Here is a 19,407-nt window from a genome sequence, read left to right on the forward strand (position 1 = left end):
GCAGCACGACCGCCGCGGAGAATGCCCGCTGAGGCACTCGCACAGCTCATGCAGCACAGGCAGCAGCCGAGGGAAAATGGAGCGATCGTGAATCTCCGGGGGCGCAAGTGTCTAACGGCCTATCAGCAGGACATCTGGGCAGCGAACTCTCTTTACCCGGATCTCCCGCAGTTCAACTGCTTCATCACGGACCGGTTCACAGGTGAGGTCGACGTCGACCTGCTCAAGGAGTGCCTGCGCCGCGCGGCGGACCGCAACGACGCGTTCCAGCTCCGGATCGACCCGGAGGACGGAACCCCGAGCCAGTGGGCCGAGCACGAGGGGTTCGACATCCCGACGGTCGACCTCTCCGGAACTGCCGCGCCACGTGCGGCCTGTGAGAAGTGGATCAAAGAAGCCTTCGACGTCCCGTTCGAGGTGGAGCGTCGCCGGCTGTTCATGTTCGCGGTCCTCAAGGAGCGCGAGGACGTCGTCCACACGTACGTCAAGGTGCACCACATCGTCGCCGACGCCTGGGGCCTGAACCTGTTCATGTCCCAGGTCCGCGCCGAATACGACCAGGTGCGGCGGACCGGGCGGTTCCGCGACCGGCCCGCGCCGTCGTACCTCGACTTCGTCGACGACGAGCGCCGCTACCAGGGTTCGGACGATCACGAGCGGGACCGTGAGTTCTTCCAGCAGCAGTTGAAGGGCGTCACCCCGGCGTTCTTCCGCCGCACCGCCCCGGCCGGCTCCCGGCGGAGCGCCCGCCACAGCTTCCTGATCGAGCGCGGGCTCATCGACGGTATACGTGAACGCGGCCATTCGGTCTTCGCGTTCGTCGCCAGTGCCTTCTCCGTCTATCTCTCCCGGGTCCACGGCAGCGACGAGGTCGTTCTGGGCGTCCCGCTGCTGAACCGGCCCACCGACGGCCAGAAGGAGACCGTCGGCCATTTCGCCAACACCCTGCCGCTGCGGGTGATCCCTTCCGGAGACCGCACGATGAGCGAGCTGGTCGCCGGGGTGCAGGCCGCGACCCGGGCGCTCAAGCCCCACGAGCGGTTCTCCCTGGGCGACCTGCTGCGCTCGGTACCGCTTCAGGGGAGCGGCCCCAAGCGGCTGTTCGACACCACCATCGCCTACCTGCGCTGGCCCAGCCCGCTCGACGTGCAGGGCGTGGCGTACGAAACCGCCGTTCAGGCCCGCGCCCACGACGACGACGTACTGGCGGTCGTCGTCAACGAACTGGACGACGTCAGCGACGTCCTGGTCGACATGGACTACGCCCTCGACGTCTTCGACACGGACTTCCCCATCGAGTCGGTGGCCACTCACATCGAGGCGATCCTCAAGGGCGCCCTTGCCCGGCCGGACCGCCCGCTGACCGAGGTGCCGATGATCAGCGACGCCGAGCGCGCCGTCCTGATGGCGGCAGGCAGCGGCCCGGTGACCGACTTCTCCCAGGACACCACCGTCCACGCGCTCTTCGAGGAGCAGGCGGCCAGGACGCCCGGCCGGCTCGCCGTCGCCACGGACGATCCCGCACAGTCGCTCACCTTCGCGCAGCTGGATGCGTGGTCGAACCACATCGCGCACCAGTTGCGCGGTGACGGCGTGGGCATCGGCGACCGGGTGGCCGTGGTGGCCGAGCGCAGCCCGCAACTGGTCGCGGCCGTCCTGGGAGTGCTCAAGGCAGGCGGTGCGTACGTACCGGTGGATCCGAGCCATCCCGCGGAACGGGTCAGGTTCCTGCTCACCGACAGCGGGGCGAAGGCCGCGCTCCTGGGCAGTACCGTGTCCGGTGCCCTGGTGGGTGACGCGGTGCCCGTACGGAACCTGGACGCCGCCCCGCGTGCCGCGTCCGCGCCGCCCGGCCCCTTCGGCGGTCCGCGTGACCTGGCCTATGTCATCTACACCTCGGGGTCCACCGGGCAGCCCAAGGGCGTGCAGGTGGAGCACCGTTCCGTGGTGAACCGGCTGGAGTGGATGCAGCGCGGCTACCCGGTCGGTGCCGAGGACGTCCTGCTCCAGAAGACGCCGGCGACCTTCGACGTCTCGGTGTGGGAGCTGTTCTGGTGGGCGATCACCGGCGCCGGACTCGCGCTGCTCCCGCCCCGGGGCGAGCGCGACCCCAAGGTCATCCTCGGGACGGTCAAGGCGCACCGGGTGAGTGTGGCCCACTTCGTGCCCTCGATGCTCGGCCCCTTCCTCGACCTGCTCGAAGCGACTCCGGCACTTGTCGAGGACATCGCGTCACTGCGCCTGGTGTTCTGCAGCGGAGAGGCGCTGACGCCCGCTCAGGTGAACCGGTTCAACCGGGCTTTCACCGCGGCCGGTGCCACCACGCCGCGGCTGGTCAACCTCTACGGCCCGACCGAGGCCACGGTAGACGTCACCTACCACGACTGCCCGGGCGACGCGGCCGAAGAAGTCCGACGTGTCCCGATCGGGCGGCCGATCGACAACCTCCGGCTCTACGTGGTCGGGGCACACGGCGATCTGCAGCCCGCCGGAGTGGCCGGTGAGCTGTGCATCGCGGGTGTGGGCGTGGCGCGCGGCTACCTGGATCGGCCCGAGCTGGACTCGGCGGTGTTCGTTGCGGACCCGTTCAGACCCGGCGGACGGATGTACCGGACCGGTGACCGGGCGCGATGGCTCGCGGACGGCACCCTCGAATATCTGGGCCGCCTGGACGACCAGGTCAAGATCCGCGGAAACCGGGTGGAGCTCGGTGAGGTGCGCGACCGACTGGCGGCCTTCCCGGGCGTCCGGGACGCGATCGTCGTGGACCGGAGCACTTCGGCCCGCGGCGTCCACCTGGTGGGTTACTACGTCGCGGATCAGGAAGTGCGGATTGCGGATCTTCGGGACCGGCTCCTGGAGACATTGCCGGAGTTCATGATCCCGGCGTTCTTCGTACGGATCGACCACATCCCGCTCACCGCGAACGGCAAGGCCGACCGGCGGCGGCTGCCCGCTCCCGCCGTCGAAGCGGACGCCAAGGGTGCGGCGCCGGCCAACGAGATGGAGGCGAAGATCGCGGCGGCCTGGTCCGTCGTCCTCGAAACCGACGGGATCGGTGTCGACCAGGACTACTACTCCCTGGGCGGGGACTCGATCCTGATGCTCCGCATCCAGGCGGAGGCACGGCGCGCCGGCGTGCACTTCACCCTGGCCGACATGGTCCGGCACCCCACCGTGGCGGCGCTCGCCGAGGTCGCGACCACCTCGTCGCCGGACGGGCAGGACGCTCCGCTGGAGCCGTTCGCGCTGGTTTCCGGAGTCGACCGCGCGCGGCTGACCGGCCTGGCGGACGCCTACCCGGCGACGCGGCTTCACCTCGGTCTCCTTTACCACAGCCGGGAGCACGAGCGGACGGCCGTCTACCACGATGTCTTCCGCTACTCCCTCAAGACGGTCTGGGACGAGGAAGCGCTGCGCCGCGCCTTCGCCAGCCTGGTCCGGCGCCACCCGGTCCTGCGCTCGGCATTCGATCTGGGCGGATACTCCGAACCCCTGCAACTCGTCCACCGCGAGGTCGACGGTGGACTGGAGATCGCGGACCTCCGCGGTCTCAGTGACGAGGAGGCGCAGGCCGAGGTCGCCCGGCACGTCGAGGAGCGGCGGTACCACGAGTACCGGCTGGACCACCCGCCGCTGTACCTGTTCCGCGCGCACGTCCTGGACTCCTCCGTGGAGCTGGTGTTCAGTTTCCACCACGCGATCCTGGACGGCTGGAGCGTGGCCACCCTCGTCCGCGAGCTGCTCCAGGACTTCCTCCATCACGCCGGGCAGCCCGTCGCCGCCGTCCCGTCCGGCGAACTGCCGTCCCCCGCCCTCTACGTACGTGAGGAACGGCGAGCCCTCGCCTCCGATCTCGCCAAGGGCTACTGGGAGCGGCTGCTGGCCGACGCCGAACTGGTCCAGATCGATGGATTCCGGCCGTACGCACCCGCGGACGGCGAGGGACTCATCGTCCACCATGTGGAACTGCCCGACGGCCTCAGCACCCAGGTGCGCCAGTTGGCGCGTATCCACGGCCTGCCGGTCAAATCCTTGCTGCTCGCGGCGCACTGTCTGACCCTGCGGCTGTACTCCGACACGCCGGACATCACCACGGGCCTGGTCACCGGCGGACGGCCGGAGGAAGCCGACGCCGAACGGATCACCGGTCTCTTCCTGGAGACGCTGCCGCTGCGCCTCGACCCCCAGCCGCGTACCTGGCTGGACTCGGCGCGCGAGGTCTACCAGCAGGAGCGGGACAGCCACCCCCACCGGCACTACCCGCTCAGCGCGATCCAGGAGGACCGCGGCGGAGGCGTGATCTTCGAGACGGCCTTCAACTACGTCCACCCGCACGTCCTCACCTCGCTCTTCGAGGACACCGGCATGGAGCTGACCGACTTCAGGACCTGGGAGGAGACGAACTTCAAGCTCCTGGTCAACGCTGTGGTCGACCCCGTGGACGAACACCTCTGGCTGCGCATGGACTGCGACGGACGCACCTTCTCCCGGGCACAGGTGGAGAGCATCGGCCGGACGTATCTCTCCGTCCTCCAGCAGTTGACCGAACACCCCGACGAGAGCGTGGACTTCGCCTTCCTGCGCGATCCGCGGGCCGAAGCGGCACTGAGGTCAGCGCCCGGCACCGGCGTGGACGCGCACAAGAACGTCATCCGGCGGATCGACGAGCACGTGGCGCGCACCCCCGACGCGGTGGCCGTCTCCTGCGGATCGCGCCAGTGGACGTACGCACAGCTCGACGACGCCGCGTACCGAATAGCCCGTGGCCTGATCGGCGCCGGGGCCCGGCCCGGGACGACCGTCGGCATCGCCATGGACCGATCGCCCGAGACGCTGGCCACCGTGCTGGGGGTCGGGAAGGCCGGCGCCACCTGCGTCCCGCTCGACGTCAGCTATCCACAGGCCAGGCTCGCGGCCATGGTCGCCCAGGCCGACCCGGTGCGGATCATCACGCACGCCACGCACGCGCATCTCTTCGAGGACTCCTCCCGGCTGCTGGACGTGGCCGACCTGCTCACCGCCGAGCCGGCAGCCGACGGGCAGGACCTGCCGGAGATCACCGGTGAGACCGTCGCCTACCTGCTGTTCACTTCCGGATCCAGCGGTGAGCCCAAGGGCGTCGAACTCCCGCACCGGGTGCTCGCCAACTACATGGAATGGCAGATCCCGTCCGCCAGCGGCGCGGCAGGCGGCAAGACCCTGCAGTTCGCATCGCTCAGCTTCGACGTGGCGTTCCAGGAGATCTACTCCACCCTGTGCGGCGGCGGCACTCTCCAACTGCTCGCCGAGGAGGAGCGGCGCGACATGCCGGCGCTGCTGCGCCTCCTGGACCGCGAGGAGGTGGAGCGTGCCTTCATGCCCTGCGTGGCGCTCCAGCAGCTCGCGGAGACCTCCCAAGCGCTGGGCATCCGACCCCGCGCGCTGCGGGTCGTGATCTCCTCCGGCGAGCAGCTGCGCGTCACCGACGAGATCCGGCGATTCTGCGCCGCGCTGCCGGGCACCGTGCTGGAGAACCAGTACGGGCCGACCGAGACGCATCTGCTGACCCACCACACGATGACCGGCGACCCGGCCGCCTTCCCCGACCTGCCGCCCATCGGCATCCCGGTCGACGGGATCGAGATTCACCTGCTCGACGGGCTGATGCAGCCGGTGCCGCCCGGCGCGAAGGGGGAGGTCTACGTCGGCGGGGTGTGCCTGGCCCACGGTTACCGCAACCGGCCCGACCTCACCGAGCAGCGCTTCGTACCGCATCCCTCCGGGGAGCCGGGGGCCCGTCTGTACCGCACCGGTGACCTGGCCAGGCGCATGCCCGACGGCAACCTCGTGTGGCTCGGCCGCGCCGACTCCCAGGTGAAGGTGCGCGGCTTCAGGGTCGAGCTCGCCGAGGTGGAAATCGCGATCGCCAAACTCGCCGATGAGCAGCCGGGTATTCGTGAGGCCGCGGTGGTGGCCCGGTGCCGGGAAGGCGCCGACGCGTTCCTCGCCGCGTTCCTCGTGGGTGACGCGGCCGCCGTTGACCTGGACGAGGTGCGTTCCCGCCTGCGCGTGGTGCTGCCGGACTACATGATGCCCTCGCACCTGGAGTGGCTGCCGCGTATGCCCCTGACCCCCAGCGGCAAGCGGGACGACGCGCTGCTGCGCCGCATGCCGCTCGCCGCGCCGACGGCCGACGCCGCCCCGCCGGGTGACGAGTACGAGCGGGCGCTGGTGGACATCCTGGCGGAACTGCTGGAGCTGCCGTCGCTCGGGGTGCGAGACAACTTCTTCGACATCGGCGGCACCTCGCTGACCGCGATGCGGCTGGTGATGACGATCGAGAAGCGGTACGGCGTCAACGTCCCGCTCTCCGCGTTCGTCGCGGCGCCGACCGTGGCCGGGCTCGCGGAACGGCTGCGGGGCGGGGACTCGGGGGCGGAGTTCGACCCTGTCGTGCCGATCCGCGCCCAGGGCAGCGAGCCCCCCCTCTTCCTGGTCCACCCACTCGGCGGCCACGTCCTGTCCTACGTACGCCTCGCCCGCCACCTGCCGGAAGACCGGCCGGTCTACGCGCTGCAGGCTGCCGGGACCGTCCCCGGCACGGAACCGCTCAGCTCCATCCCCGAGTTGGCCGACAGCTATCTGAAGGCGATACGCCGGGCGTGCCCGGAAGGCCCGTACGTCATCGGCGGCTGGTCGTTCGGCGGCTTCATCGCCTTCGAGATGGCGCGTCAGCTGCGGCGCACCGATCCGGACGCCCTCCGGGGCGCCGTGCTGATCGATCCGATCTTCGTCAAGCAGGGCGAGCGGCCCGACATCGCCGACCACTCGCTGCTGGAGTGGTTCTTCTGGGAGCTGCTGTGGATGGGGCGCGGCGGGACCGCGCCGGTGGTCTCGCTGCCGGACGGGCTGGAGGAGGAGGCGAAGTTCGACTTCATCGTCGAGCACGCCACGGAGGCCGGCGTCCTGCCGGCGGGCAGTTCACGCACCACCGTGCGGCGGCTGTTCCGCATGTTCAAGGCGCACTGGCAGGCGATTCTCTCCTACCACCCCGAACCGGGCGACGAGGACCTGGTACTGCTCCGCGCCCACGCAGAACTTCCGGACATCCTCCGGCCGATGCACGGAGCCGCACAGAGTCTGCACGAGGACCCCACCAACGGGTGGGGAGCCCTGACCACCGGCCGGCTCCAGGTGGTGGACGTTCCTGGTGACCACTTGGTCCTGCTGGAGGAACCACACGTGAGCACGGTCGCCCAGAGGGTGGCAGAAGCGATGTCCGACCGTCTCGACGGGCGGCCGGCCGAGAGGAGCGGGAAATGATCCAGCAATCCCCACGCAAGGCCCTCATCATCGGGGCAGGGATCGGCGGGCTGGCGGCCGCGGCCACGCTGCGCCGGGCCGGAGTCGAGGTCCAGATCTTCGAACGGGCCCCCGAGCTCCGCCCGGGGACGACAGCGGTCTCCCTGATGTCCAACGCGATCCTGGCGTTGCGCGCCCTGGACATCGACATCGCTCCGGGTCTGGACAAGCGCGGTGAGGTCTTCGACGAGCTGAAGTTCCTCACGAGGCGCGGCCGACCGATCAGAGCGCTCCCGTTCCGCGAACTCGCGGACCGGCTGGGCGCGTCGAACTACGCCGTTCACCGGGCCGACCTCCAGCAGACGCTGCTGGATGCGCTCGGGGACGACCAGGTCATCGAACTGAACGCTGCCGCCACGGGGTTCGTCTCCGGTGACGACGGAGTCGAGGTGACCTTCGAGGACGGGCGGACGGCCTCGGGCGACGTCCTGATCGGTGCGGACGGCTTCAACTCCGCGATCCGCCGCCAGGTGGCGGACGCCGACGAGCCGCGGCCCGGCAACTACGCGTGCTGGCTGGCGACGGTGCCCTTCAGCCATCCGCGGATGACCAAGGGCTACGCCGCGCACTACTGGGGGCGGGGCCAGCGCTTCGGCCTCGCCGACATCGGCCACGGCCGCGCCTATTGGTGGGCGACGAAGAACGTGCCCCCGGGCGCCTCCGGACACCTACGGCGCGGCAAGGAGGGGCTCGCGGGCCTCTTCGCGGGCTGGGCCGACGAGGTGCGGGAGGCGATCCGGGTCACCCCCGAGGAGACGATCGTCCGCATCACTGCCCAGGACCGTCCGTTCCTGTCACGGTGGGGCAGCGGGCGGACGACCCTGCTCGGGGACGCGGCGCATCCGATGTTGGTGAGCCTCGGCCAGGGCGCCGCGCTCGCCATCGAGGACGCCGTCGTTCTCGCCCAGCACCTCAAGGGGGCAACGGATCTGCCCGCGGCCCTGCGCGGCTACGAGGACGAGCGCCGGCCACGGACCGAGGCACTGGTCGGCGCGGCCCGTGCGCTGAGCGAGACCGAGCAGCTGGAGGGCCTCTTTCCCGCCCTGGCGCGCGACCTCTACTTCCGGTTCACTCCGCTGTCCAAGCTCACCAGCCAGAACGAAGCGGTCCTCACCTGGCCCCCACTGGGCTGACCACATCCCATGACCGCTGATGGCCGACCCGCGGGTGGGCATACACGTGCCCGCCCGCGGCCGCACCGGTATCCGCACTCTTTGTGGGAGCAAATCATGGATCTGTCCGGGCCGCTGTTCGCCCTCGACCCGTTCGCCGCCGACGCCCAAGCGGAAGCTGCGCGGCTGCTTGCGGCCGGAGCCGTCGTACCGGTCGACGTGGTCGGTGTGCCCGTCTGGGCGGTCAGCCGCCACGCCGTCGCCCAACAGATTCTTGAGGACCCGCGCTTCTCGATGAACAGCAGCAACTGGGGAGCCCTTCAGCGTGGTGAAGTCCCCGCAGGCTGGCCCCTGATGAAGATCATCACCGCCCAGTACATGGGCACCGCTGATGGGGCCGAGCACCGGCGGCTGCGCAACCTGGTGTCCCGGGCGTTCACTCCGCGCCGGGTCGAGGCCCTGAGGCCGCAGATCCAGCGGATCGTCGACGACCTGCTGGACCAGCTCGCCGCCCCGCTCGCGCACGAGGTGACCGACCTCAAGACGGCGTTCGCCGTCCCGTTGCCGATGGGGGTGGTATGCGAGCTGTTCGGAGTTCCCGACGAGCAGCATGACCTGCTGCACTCCCTGTGCCACGCGCTCTTCGACACCACCGAACAGCCGACGGAGGTGACCGCCACCGAGGAGGCGCTCTACCGCTTCGTGGCGGACCAGCTGGCGCGGGTGCGCGCCGGCGAGGTGTCGTGGGAGTCGGTGACTGAATCGGCGCTGGCCTGGGACTCGCCGGTCAGCCAGGGCGCGTTCCGCTACCCGGAGCAGGACATCGAGATCGGCGGAGTGCTGATCCGCGCCGGCGAGCCGGTGATGATGTCGTACGCGGCGCTGGGGCGCGACCCCGCGCATCACGGTCCGCTGGCCGCGTCGTTCGACGACGCCGTACTGGCCGTCCCCAGGGACGAGGTCGAACCGGTCCCCTCGCTGGCACTCAACGGCATTCGCGCGCTGCCCGCTGTGCTCAGGCCGCGTGAGGAGGTGGCTGCCGGAGTCTGAGTGACGTGCCGACCGCGCGTGGTGTGCGCCCAGTTCGTGTGTGTTCCGCACCCCACGCGAGGACGCGGCCGGCGACGCCAGGGAACGACGTTCTCCCCGAGGAATTCAGATGCGCTGAGCGAAGTCTTCCGCGCACGCCATAGCGCAGCGCGCCCCTCCCGTGAAGCTTTCACCCGCAATCCCGGTGCCGGCCCCGGAGTTCCGGCATGCCGATTTTCGGTTGTCCAGCGCCGGACCGTGAAGGTTGGGCCAGATAGGCCCCGACGAAATAAGGAGTTCTTCATGCAGCCGCGACTTGCCGTGATCACCGGCGGAACGAAGGGAATTGGCCTGAGCCTCAGCCGCAGGCTGCTGTCCGTGGGGTACCGGGTCGTCGCTCTGTACCGTAACGACCGGGAGTCCGCCGTACGCGCCGCAAAGGAGCTGGGCGACGACGGTTACACTGCAGTGCAGTCGGATATCTCGGACAGTGCTGAAGTCTTCCGTGCCACCGAGGCGTTGCTGGCCGAGCACGGCACCCCTCATGTGCTCGTCAACAATGCGGGGCGGAACATCGACCGTCCTTTCCTGGAGATGTCTCCTGGGGACTGGAATCAGGTCATCGAGGCGAACCTCTCCGCGCCCTTCTACCTCACCCGAGCGCTGGCTCCTGCCATGCTGGCGGCCGGCGCCGGCAGTGTGGTCAACGTGGCAGCAACGACCGGAATCCGGCCCCGGCTGAACGGCGCCAACTACTGCGCGAGCAAGGCCGGCCTGCTCCATCTCACCAAGTGCCTCGCACTGGAACTCGCCCCCACGATTCGGGTCAATTCTCTGATCCCCGGAATGATCGACACCGAAGAGATGAATACACGGTTCAGGACGGATGAACCGGAATTCCGTGACCGGCTGCTGGCCGAGATCCCGCAGGGGCACATCGGCAGCCCGGAAGCGATGGCCGACGCGCTGGAGTTCTTGGTCAGCGAGAAGGCTTCGTACATCACGGGACAGAAGATGATCGTCGACGGCGGCCAGTTCATGTGGTGACGCTTCCGCTCGCCACAGACCGTACAGCTGATTCCCGCCCGGCAGGCGCCCTCACGCAACGAAAGGTAAGTCACATGCAGTCGCGCATGGCTCGCTACGAGAGCTTCCTCACCAATGAATACCGGAAGGGATTCCTCAAGCCCGAGGAGTACTCCCTCGCAGACGTCACCGACGACCTCCGGCTCAAAATCAAGTCGGGACGGTTCAAGCGGGTCGTGTTCACCGGGATGGGATGCTCCGCAATCGTCTCCGACGTGGTGGCAGCCTTCTTCAACTCGGCAGGCAGCGACCTGGATTTCCACGTCTTCAACGACTACGACTACCGGTACCTGCTCCCGGCCTCCATCATGGATGACGAGTCGACACTCATCATCCTCAGCTCGTACAGCGGCCACTCGAACGAGCCGGTCCACGTCTTCCACAACCTCGCGCACGCCCACGACAGGGTGCTGCTGCTCACCTCGGGCGGGCGGCTGGGCGCCCTGGGCGAGGAAGCAGGGGTATCGATTGCGCGGTGGACGCTGAGCGAGCCGGACCGCGAGTACCCGCTTTTCCACGTCGGGCAGTACTTCGCCATCCTGCTGGACATGTTCCTGGAACTGGGACTGATCGACGAGGACCACCGGCAGGAGACCCAGGAACTCCCCGGGCACCTGGAGACCGACTTCACCGAGGCCCACCGCGAGCTGGCCCGTGTGGTGGCCGAGCGCAGCCGCGACGCCAACGTCATCATGCTGGCCTCCCCCAAGTGGCACGAGAGCCTGCTGAAGCTCGGCAAGATGCACCTCAACGAGATCGCGATGGTCCCGGCGGCCCGGAACTACTTCCACGAGTTCTGCCACAGCGAGGTGGCCACCCTGTCCGACCCGACCAGGAAGCACAGCCTGATCATTTTCGAGGACGAGGACGACGACGCCTACACCAAGGCGAAGATGAAGAACCTGGTCGCTCTCCTCACCAGCGACCGCCCGGAGAACCGGAACATAGAGGTCTCCGTGGTCCCGCTCGCCGAAGCCACGTTCACTCGCAAGTACTTCACCGCGCTCGAACTGATCCAGTACATCACGCTGGACCTCGGCCGGGCCCACGAGACCCGTTCTCGCGAACTGATCTCCGAGGCCGCGGGAAACCCCTGGTACCACGGGGACACCATCCGCGCCGAGGAAGTCGCCGGCCGACTCCCGGATCACAGGGGACTGCACTGATTGCGTAAGGAGGCCCTTCATGCAGGCCGTACCCACCACACACGATCCGGAGCTGGTCGCTCTCATCACCCCTGAGGGCCTACCGGTGGAAGACCCACCGTTCGACGTACCGCTGTCACCGGACGAGCTGACCGGCCTGTATGAGTGGATGGTCATCACCCGGGCCGTGGATGCGGAGTTCGTCAATCTGCAGCGGCAGGGGCAACTGGCCCTCTACCCGTCGTGCAGGGGCCAGGAGGCGGCACAGGTCGGCTGCGCCGCCTCCTTGCGCCCCGACGACTGGCTCTTCCCGCAGTACCGAGAACTCGGGCTGTTCCTGATGCGCGGTGTGCCGGCCGCCGCGGTCGGCTCCGCCTGGCGTGGCACGTGGCATGCCGGCTGGGGCTTCCCCGAGCACGCGTGCGCACCGATGTCCATACCCATTGGTACGCACGCCCTGCACGCGGTCGGCGCCGCCATGGCGGCGCCCCGGCTCGGGGAGGACTCGGTGACCGTCGCGTTCATCGGTGACGGGGCGACGAGCGAGGGAGATGTGCACGAAGCACTGAACTTCGCCGCCGTGAACTCCGCGCCGTGTGTGTTCTACATCCAGAACAACCAGTGGGCGATCTCCGTGCCCCTGTCCCAGCAGACGCGGGCCCCCTCCCTGGCACACAAGGCCGTGGGCTACGGCATGCCGGGGGTGCGGGTCGACGGCAACGACGTACTCGCCTGCCGGGCAGTGACCGAACAGGCGGCCCGCCGGGCCAGGGAAGGCGGCGGCCCGACCCTCATCGAGGCCGTCACCTACCGGCTCGCCCCGCACACCACCTCGGACGACCCGACCCGGTACCGCCCGCAGGACGAGGTGGACCGCTGGGAGCGGCTCGACCCGCTGCCACGCTACCGCCGGTACCTCACGCACCTGGACATCTGGCACACGGAGATCGAGGACCGCGCGCAGGCGCGGGCTGCCCGGATGTGCACCGAGCTGCGGGACGGCGTGTTCGACGCACCGGACGTCCCGCCGGAGGAGCTGTTCGCACACGTGCTCAAGGAGCCCACCAAGGACTTGCTGGAGCAATCCGACCAGCTCCTTGCCGAGCTGGCCAGGGAGGAGTGAGCAGTGGCAGCGACCATGGTGGAAGCAATCAACGCGGCGCTGCGCGAAGCCATGGACGAGGACGACCGAGTCCTCGTCTTCGGCCAGGACGTGGCACGCCAAGGCGGCGTCTTCCGTGTGACGGAGGGCCTCGCCGAGCGGTTCGGCCCGCAACGCTGCTTCGACACGCCGCTGGCCGAGTCAGCGATCGTGGGAGTGGCGCTGGGCATGGCGATGCGTGGACTCCGCCCGGTACCTGAAATCCAGTTCGACGGATTCGCCTACCCCGCCCTGGACCAGATCGTCAGTCACCTGGCCAAGTACCGCAACCGCACCCGCGGGCAGCTTGCGGTTCCGGTGACGCTGCGTATCCCGTCCTTCGGCGGTATCGGCGCGGTCGAGCACCACTCGGAGTCCACCGAGACCTACTGGGCCCACACTGCCGGGCTGCGCGTGGTGACGCCCGGCACGGCGGCCGACGCCCACACTCTGCTCCGGCAGGCCATCGACTGTGACGACCCGGTGCTCTTTCTGGAGCCCAAACGACGCTACTGGGAGAGCGGTGACCTGCTCGCCGACGAAGCGCCGGCGGACCTGGCACGGGCGATGATCCGCCGAACCGGGCGGGACATCACGGTCGTTGCCTACGGCAGCACCGTCGGCACCGCCCTCGAAGCCGCGGAGACCGCCCAGCGTGAGCACGGGTGGGAGCTGGAGGTGGTGGATCTGCGTTCGCTGGCACCTCTCGACTTTCCCGCCATCTCCGAATCGGTGTCGCGCACCGGACGTTGCGTCGTGCTGCACGAGGGGCCGCGCACCCTGGGACTGGGGGCGGAGATCGCGGCCAGGGTCCAGGAGGAATTGTTCTGGGATCTGGAGGCTCCTGTGCTGCGGGCCACGGGATTCGACACACCGTATCCGCCGGCACGATGGGAGAAGGCATGGTTGCCAGGTGTGGACAGGCTGCTCGACAGCATCGACCGATCCTTCGGGTATGCCCATGACTGACGCCGCAACTGACCAGGCGGTCCGGGAATTCCTCGTACCCGACCTGGGTGAGGGACTGGTCGAGGCGACCGTCGTCGAGTGGCTGGTGGCAGCGGGTGACTCGGTCACGGTCAACCAGCCGCTGTGCTCTCTCGAAACGGCCAAGGCGGAGGTGGAGATCCCCTCCCCGTTCGCCGGGGTGGTTCTGGAACGACGCGGGGAGCCAGGAGAAAGCCTGCTGGTGGGGACACTCCTGACACGTATCGACACGGCACCGGCGGGCGACGCCGGCAGCGGGGGCGGCACGGACGCCCCAGGAACGGAGCCGGGGCCGGTACTCGTCGGATACGGCACGGACCGGGGCACGGGGACCGGACGGCGCACCGCCCGACGGCGCCCCGCGCCCCGGCGCCCGGAGCCCGACGCGACGGACACCGGACGTCCCCGTGCCAAGCCGCCCGTGCGCAAGCTCGCCCGTGCGCTCGGCGTGGACCTCACCTCGCTGGGCAGGGGCTCGGGCCCCGAGGGGAACATCACGCGTGCGGACGTCCACGCGGCCGCGGATCCCCACGCCATGGGGCCCGTCAAGGCTCCTGGAACGGCACCGGCGGCGCACACCCTTCCGGTCCGCGGTATCCGGGCGCGGGCAGCCGAGCGCATGGCGCTCTCCCGCCGGGAGATTCCGGACGCACACTGCTCCGTCACCGCCGATTTCTCCCGCCTGCTGGCCCTGCGCGACCGGCTGCGGGCGGGGTCAGGAGCGGAACAGGCCACCCCCTTCGCACTCCTCTTGCGGCTCCTGACGCTGACGCTGCGCGACCATCCACGGCTCAACGCCTCCTTCGTCGAAGAAGGCCCGACGGTGCGTACGTACGACGCGGTGCACCTGGGCATCGGCACGGCCACCCCGCGTGGCCTGGTCGTGCCGGTGGTCCGCGATGCCCACACGTTGTCCACCGCGGCGCTGACCGAGGAGACGGCGCGGCTGGCGGCCGAGGCCCGCGGGGGCACCCTCGGCCCCGGGGAGCTGACGGGGTCCACCTTCACCGTCTCCAACTTCGGTGCACTGGGGCTCGACGAAGGAGTGCCGGTCATCAACCACCCCGAGGCGGCGATCCTCGGTGTGGGTTCGATCCGGCCTCGTCCGTACGTCCTGGGAAAGGACGCGCTCGTCGTACGGCCCACCGCGAAGCTCACCTGCGCCTTCGACCACCGGGTGTGTGACGGCGCAGAGGCCGCCGCCTTCCTGACCGCGCTGCGTGACCTTGTCGAATCCCCCGAGACGGTCCTTCTGCGGATATGAGACAGGGCCGAGACGACGAGCACCACGTAGGAACGGACAAGGAAAGGACACTGCGACAGTGCCCCTAGCGCAGACTCCCTCGGACACCCCTGTCCTCCGCCGGCCCAGGGCCGACCGTATCCAGCACTTCCGGCCGTCCGTCTTCACCGAGATACGTGAACTCGCCGAGCGGCACGGCGCCATCGACCTGGGGCAGGGCGCGCCCGGACTGGACGCCCCCACGGCCCTTGTGGACGCCGCCGCATCGGCCATGGCCGCAGGGCACAACCAGTACCCTCCGGCGGCAGGACTCAGCGAGCTGCGCAGAGCGATAGCCGAAAGCCGGCTCTGCAGCACCGGAGTCCGGTACGAGCCGGACCGGGAAGTGGTCGTCACTGCCGGTGCGACCGAGGCCGTCGCAGCCGCGCTCCTCTCGCTGTGCAACCCGGGGGACGAGGTCCTCACGTTCGATCCTTGCTATGACGCCTATGCGGCTGCCGCTTCGCTGGCCGGTGCCAGGCTCGTCGCCGTCCCGCTGGCCACGGAGGGGGACCGGTTCGTGCTGGACGAGGCTGCGTTGCGGGCCGCGGTCACCCCGCGGACACGGGTACTGCTGCTCAACACACCGCACAACCCCACCGGCAAGGTGTTCACCGCTGCGGAACTCGCTGTCATGGCCCAGCTGTGCCTGGACCACGGACTGACCGCCGTCACGGATGAGGTGTACGAACACCTCGTGTACGACGGCGGAAAGCACCACTCGCTCGCCTCGCTCCCAGGAATGCGGGAGCGCACGCTCACTGTCTCGTCCGCCGGCAAGACATTCAACGTCACCGGCTGGAAGGTCGGCTGGGCCTGCGGACCGGACTGGCTGGTGGAATCGGTGCTCTCCGTCAAGCAGTTCCTGACCTTCGCCTCCGGCACACCGTTCCAGGCTGCTGTGGCGGGCATGCTCGGCGACACCGAGGCGTGGGCAGCGCAGTTGCGAGGCACTCTGCGGCACCATCGTGACCTGCTGCGTACCGGCCTTGAACGGGTCGGAATGCGTACCTACCGCGGCGAAGGCGGGTATTTCCTGCAGGCGGACGTGCGGGGCGCGGGATATGCGGACGGGGTCCAGTTCTGCCGGGAGCTGCCCCTGCGGGTCGGGGTCGCGGCCATTCCCTCTTCCGCCTTTCGGCACGGTGCCGAAGACACGGGCCCGGACTGGCTCGTCCGCTTCGCCTTCTGCAAGTCGACCGAGGTGCTGCGCGAGGCCACAGCGAGGCTGGCCGGACTGCGGAAGGGCTGACCCGCGTACCGGGCGGGCCGGCCAGGGGGCGGGTGCGGGGCCGCCCCCGCCCGGTTGCCCCGTCCGCACCACCGCAAGCACATCAGCGCTCGGCGAAGCCTGACGTCAGGAGCCTGGGCCGGATGCCGGCCGGCCACAGCGGCCGATGCGCCCGCGCTTCTCGCCGCCCGGCCTCGTCCGCCCTGCACCGCCCACTCACTCTCCCGAGGACCAGTGATCAGCATGGACCACCGTCTCAGCCCAGAGCTGGAGCAACTCCGCCGTACCGTGCGGGAATTCGCGCACGACATAGTCGCGCCGAAGATCGGCGACTTCTACGAGCGGCACGAGTTCCCGTACGAGATCGTGCGCGAGATGGGCCGTATAGGCCTGTTCGCTCTGCCGTTCCCGGAGGAGTACGGGGGCATGGGCGGCGATTATCTGGCGCTCGGCATCGCCCTGGAGGAACTGGCCCGGGTGGACTCCTCGGTGGCGATCACCCTGGAGGCCGGTGTCTCGCTCGGCGCGATGCCGATCCATCTTTTCGGCACGGAGGAGCAGAAGCGGCAGTGGCTGCCCCGGCTGTGCGCGGGCGAGACGCTCGGCGCGTTCGGCCTGACGGAGCCGAACGGCGGCAGTGACGCGGGCGCACCGCACACCACGGCCCGGCTGGACCCGGACACCAGCGAATGGGTGATCAATGGCACGAAGTGTTTCATCACCAACTCGGGCACGAAGATCACGGGACTGGTGACCGTCACCGCCGTCACCGGCCGCAAGCCCGACGGCAGACCGCGGATCTCGGCGATCATCGTCCCGTCCGGCACACCGGGCTTCACGGTCGCCGCGCCCTACTCGAAGGTCGGCTGGAACGCCTCCGACACCCGCGAACTGTCGTTCTCCGACGTCCGGGTGCCGGCGGCCAACCTGCTGGGTGAGGAGGGCCGGGGGTACGCCCAGTTCCTGCGCATCCTGGATGAGGGCCGCATCGCCATCGCGGCCCTGGCGACGGGGCTTGCCCAGGGCTGTGTGGACGAGTCGGTGAAGTACGCGAAGGAGCGGATGTCGTTCGGCCGCCCGATCGCCTCCCACCAGGCCATCCAGTTCAAGATTGCCGACATGGAGATGAGGGCCCACACGGCCCGGCTGGCCTGGCGCGACGCCGCCTCCCGGCTTGTGGCGGGCGAGCCCTTCAAGAAGGAGGCGGCCCTGGCCAAGCTGCACTCCTCCACCATCGCCGTGGACAACGCCCGCGACGCCACCCAGGTGCACGGCGGTTACGGCTTCATGAACGAGTATCCGGTGGCCCGCATGTGGCGCGACTCCAAGATCCTGGAGATCGGCGAGGGCACGAGCGAGATCCAGCGGATGCTCATCGCAAGGGAGCTGGGGCTGGAGAGCTGAGCCCAGCCGCGCGTACGATTCCGGCCCCGCGCCTGCACGGCGCGGGGCCGGGCCGTCGACGCTGATGGGCCGGTAGGTGCCCTGACAGCCCGGCTCTTTGAGCTCGGCGTGCAGGCGGACGGCGGACGGCGTTCGTGCAGCCTTCTCCGGGCAGAAGCCGGCGAACAGCAGCCGCCCCGCTCCAGCCGCGGACCGTAGATCACGTGGTCGCTCACGGTCGCCGACCGGCCAGTACGTGCCGGAACAGTGCTGCTGCCCCTGGAACCAGCGGGACGTCCGCCACGGTCGGGCCTCCCTCAGCGGTCCGGCCGCACCGAAGGTCCAGGCCCTCCACCACGGACTCGTCACCACGCCGGATATTCAGCCGTACCGGCGCGGCCACCGCTGTACCCATCGGATCACCGACCCCGCGTTCCCGAGACGGCACCGCCGGCCGCCGGACACCGGGGACCTGCCTGTTCCCGACTACGTGCCTATGAGGGGGGGCGGGCTGCCGGCGAGCCGAAAGGCCGACCTTCGTCACATCACCGCGGTGGCCGCTTCTTGCAGGGCAGCCGCCGCGCCGTGGGCGAGGGGATCGCCGTGCCCGAAGACCGCCGTGTCGACCTCCAGCTTGGCCAGCCGGTGCAGCGACTCGATGGCCCGGGGGCGGTCGGTGTTGAAGACACCTAGCATCGTTTGGCCGACGTTGGCGACCGCGTCACCGGTGAACAGCACGCTCGGACCGGGCAGGTGGAGTGCGATCGACCCATCCGTGTGCCCAGGCACCGCGACCACCACCGCCCCGCCGCCGAACTCCAGGACATCGCCGTCCTCCACCTCTCGGTCCACCAGGCACGGCGGTGCCAGCGGCAGGCGCGGAAGCGCCGCCCAAATCGGCACCTCGAACTCCTCCAGCACCGGCGGCGTCCCGGCCACCTCCCCCTGAATCACCGGCGCCTCCAGCCGATGCGCCAGCACCTCCGCCCCGTGCCGGGCGGCCAATTCGGCAGCCGAGCCCGAATGGTCCTCGTGCCAGTGCGTCAGCACGATCCGCCGAAGCTCGCCGTCGAGGGCTCCCTCGATGTCCGCCGCGCACTCCGCCGTCCCGGTGTCGATCAGGGTCAGCTCATCGCCGTCCCGCCACAGATAGGCCGATCCCACCGGGAATCGGAGCATGCGCAGCCTCGGCAGTACCTCGATCGCATCCATGCCCTCAGTCTGTGCGGTCGCCCTCGCGGCCATGCGGTAGTTCGCTGACGGCTCACTGCCACCCCCGCCCCCACATGTCTGCCGTAATCCGACAGCTCGAACGAGGCGTCGAAGTGCGCGCCGGACTCGGCCAACGCCCGGCAGCCGGTGCGGCTGCCGGGCAGCGGCACCCCGACCGCCACCAGCAGTACACGATCCGCGAGCGCCCGCCGCCAGGGCCTGCCTCGCTGCACGTCACCACCACGGCACCCGTCTGCTACCAGTTGCGTCGACAGGGAGCCCCCGATGGATCGCGGGTCCGAGGACCTGGGATCACTCGGACACCTCCTAACGGTGCAGGCCGCGTGGGTGAGGGATCAGCGCGGTGAAGGATCGTCGCTGACGCGTATGCCTGAAGGTCAGCACGGATCCAGCACGACGCACCCGAACGGACCGGAACGGGCGGCAGGGGAAGT

The 19,407-nt window shown here is 69.5% G+C and carries 11 protein-coding genes; 10 read left to right on the plus strand and 1 reads right to left on the minus strand.

Going from position 1 to position 19,407, the window contains the following annotated elements; all coding sequences use genetic code 11:
- Nucleotides 1-87 precede the first annotated feature (87 nt).
- From ACZ6CL_RS14935 to ACZ6CL_RS14980, 10 genes are all read left to right on the plus strand, one after another.
- Nucleotides 88-7,305, plus strand: a complete 7,218-nt coding sequence (locus ACZ6CL_RS14935) for an amino acid adenylation domain-containing protein (protein WP_468935880.1) — start codon at nt 88-90, stop codon at nt 7,303-7,305.
- The gene (locus ACZ6CL_RS14940) at nt 7,302-8,477 is read left to right on the plus strand and encodes an FAD-dependent monooxygenase (protein WP_468935881.1); all 1,176 of its coding nucleotides are present in this window, start codon (nt 7,302-7,304) and stop codon (nt 8,475-8,477) included. Before ACZ6CL_RS14935 ends, ACZ6CL_RS14940 begins: the two co-directional genes overlap by 4 nt.
- 96 nt (nt 8,478-8,573) lie before the next feature.
- Nucleotides 8,574-9,506: a cytochrome P450 family protein gene (locus ACZ6CL_RS14945; protein ID WP_468935884.1), complete on the plus strand. Its 933-nt coding sequence runs from the start codon at nt 8,574-8,576 to the stop codon at nt 9,504-9,506.
- A 282-nt stretch (nt 9,507-9,788) separates the two neighbouring features.
- Complete coding sequence (locus ACZ6CL_RS14950) at nt 9,789-10,532, plus strand: SDR family NAD(P)-dependent oxidoreductase (RefSeq protein WP_468935886.1); 744 nt, start codon at nt 9,789-9,791, stop codon at nt 10,530-10,532.
- An 86-nt stretch (nt 10,533-10,618) separates the two neighbouring features.
- Nucleotides 10,619-11,737 carry an SIS domain-containing protein gene (locus ACZ6CL_RS14955; RefSeq protein WP_468935888.1) on the plus strand — a complete coding sequence of 373 codons (1,119 nt, stop codon included), beginning with the start codon at nt 10,619-10,621 and terminating at the stop codon, nt 11,735-11,737.
- Nucleotides 11,738-11,756: 19 nt separating this feature from the next.
- On the plus strand, nt 11,757-12,839 hold the full coding sequence (gene pdhA, locus ACZ6CL_RS14960; protein WP_468935890.1) for a pyruvate dehydrogenase (acetyl-transferring) E1 component subunit alpha: 1,083 nt from the start codon (nt 11,757-11,759) through the stop codon (nt 12,837-12,839).
- 15 nt (nt 12,840-12,854) lie between these two features.
- A complete protein-coding gene (locus tag ACZ6CL_RS14965; RefSeq protein ID WP_468936062.1) occupies nt 12,855-13,826 on the plus strand; it encodes an alpha-ketoacid dehydrogenase subunit beta in 972 nt (323 codons plus the stop codon).
- Nucleotides 13,813-15,108, plus strand: coding sequence for a dihydrolipoamide acetyltransferase family protein (locus ACZ6CL_RS14970; protein ID WP_468935893.1), 1,296 nt, complete (start codon nt 13,813-13,815; stop codon nt 15,106-15,108). Before ACZ6CL_RS14965 ends, ACZ6CL_RS14970 begins: the two co-directional genes overlap by 14 nt.
- Before the next feature lie 58 nt (nt 15,109-15,166).
- Complete coding sequence (locus tag ACZ6CL_RS14975; protein ID WP_468935896.1) at nt 15,167-16,378, plus strand: aminotransferase class I/II-fold pyridoxal phosphate-dependent enzyme; 1,212 nt, start codon at nt 15,167-15,169, stop codon at nt 16,376-16,378.
- Between the two features lie 222 nt (nt 16,379-16,600).
- Nucleotides 16,601-17,761 carry an acyl-CoA dehydrogenase family protein gene (locus tag ACZ6CL_RS14980; RefSeq protein WP_468935898.1) on the plus strand — a complete coding sequence of 387 codons (1,161 nt, stop codon included), beginning with the start codon at nt 16,601-16,603 and terminating at the stop codon, nt 17,759-17,761.
- 519 nt (nt 17,762-18,280) lie between these two features.
- Here ACZ6CL_RS14980 and ACZ6CL_RS14985 read toward each other — a convergent pair.
- Entirely contained in the window at nt 18,281-18,952 is a 672-nt protein-coding gene (locus ACZ6CL_RS14985) for an MBL fold metallo-hydrolase (RefSeq protein ID WP_468935901.1), read from the minus strand.
- Nucleotides 18,953-19,407 lie beyond the last annotated feature (455 nt).

Source organism: Streptomyces sp. NPDC041200, from assembly GCF_055591805.1.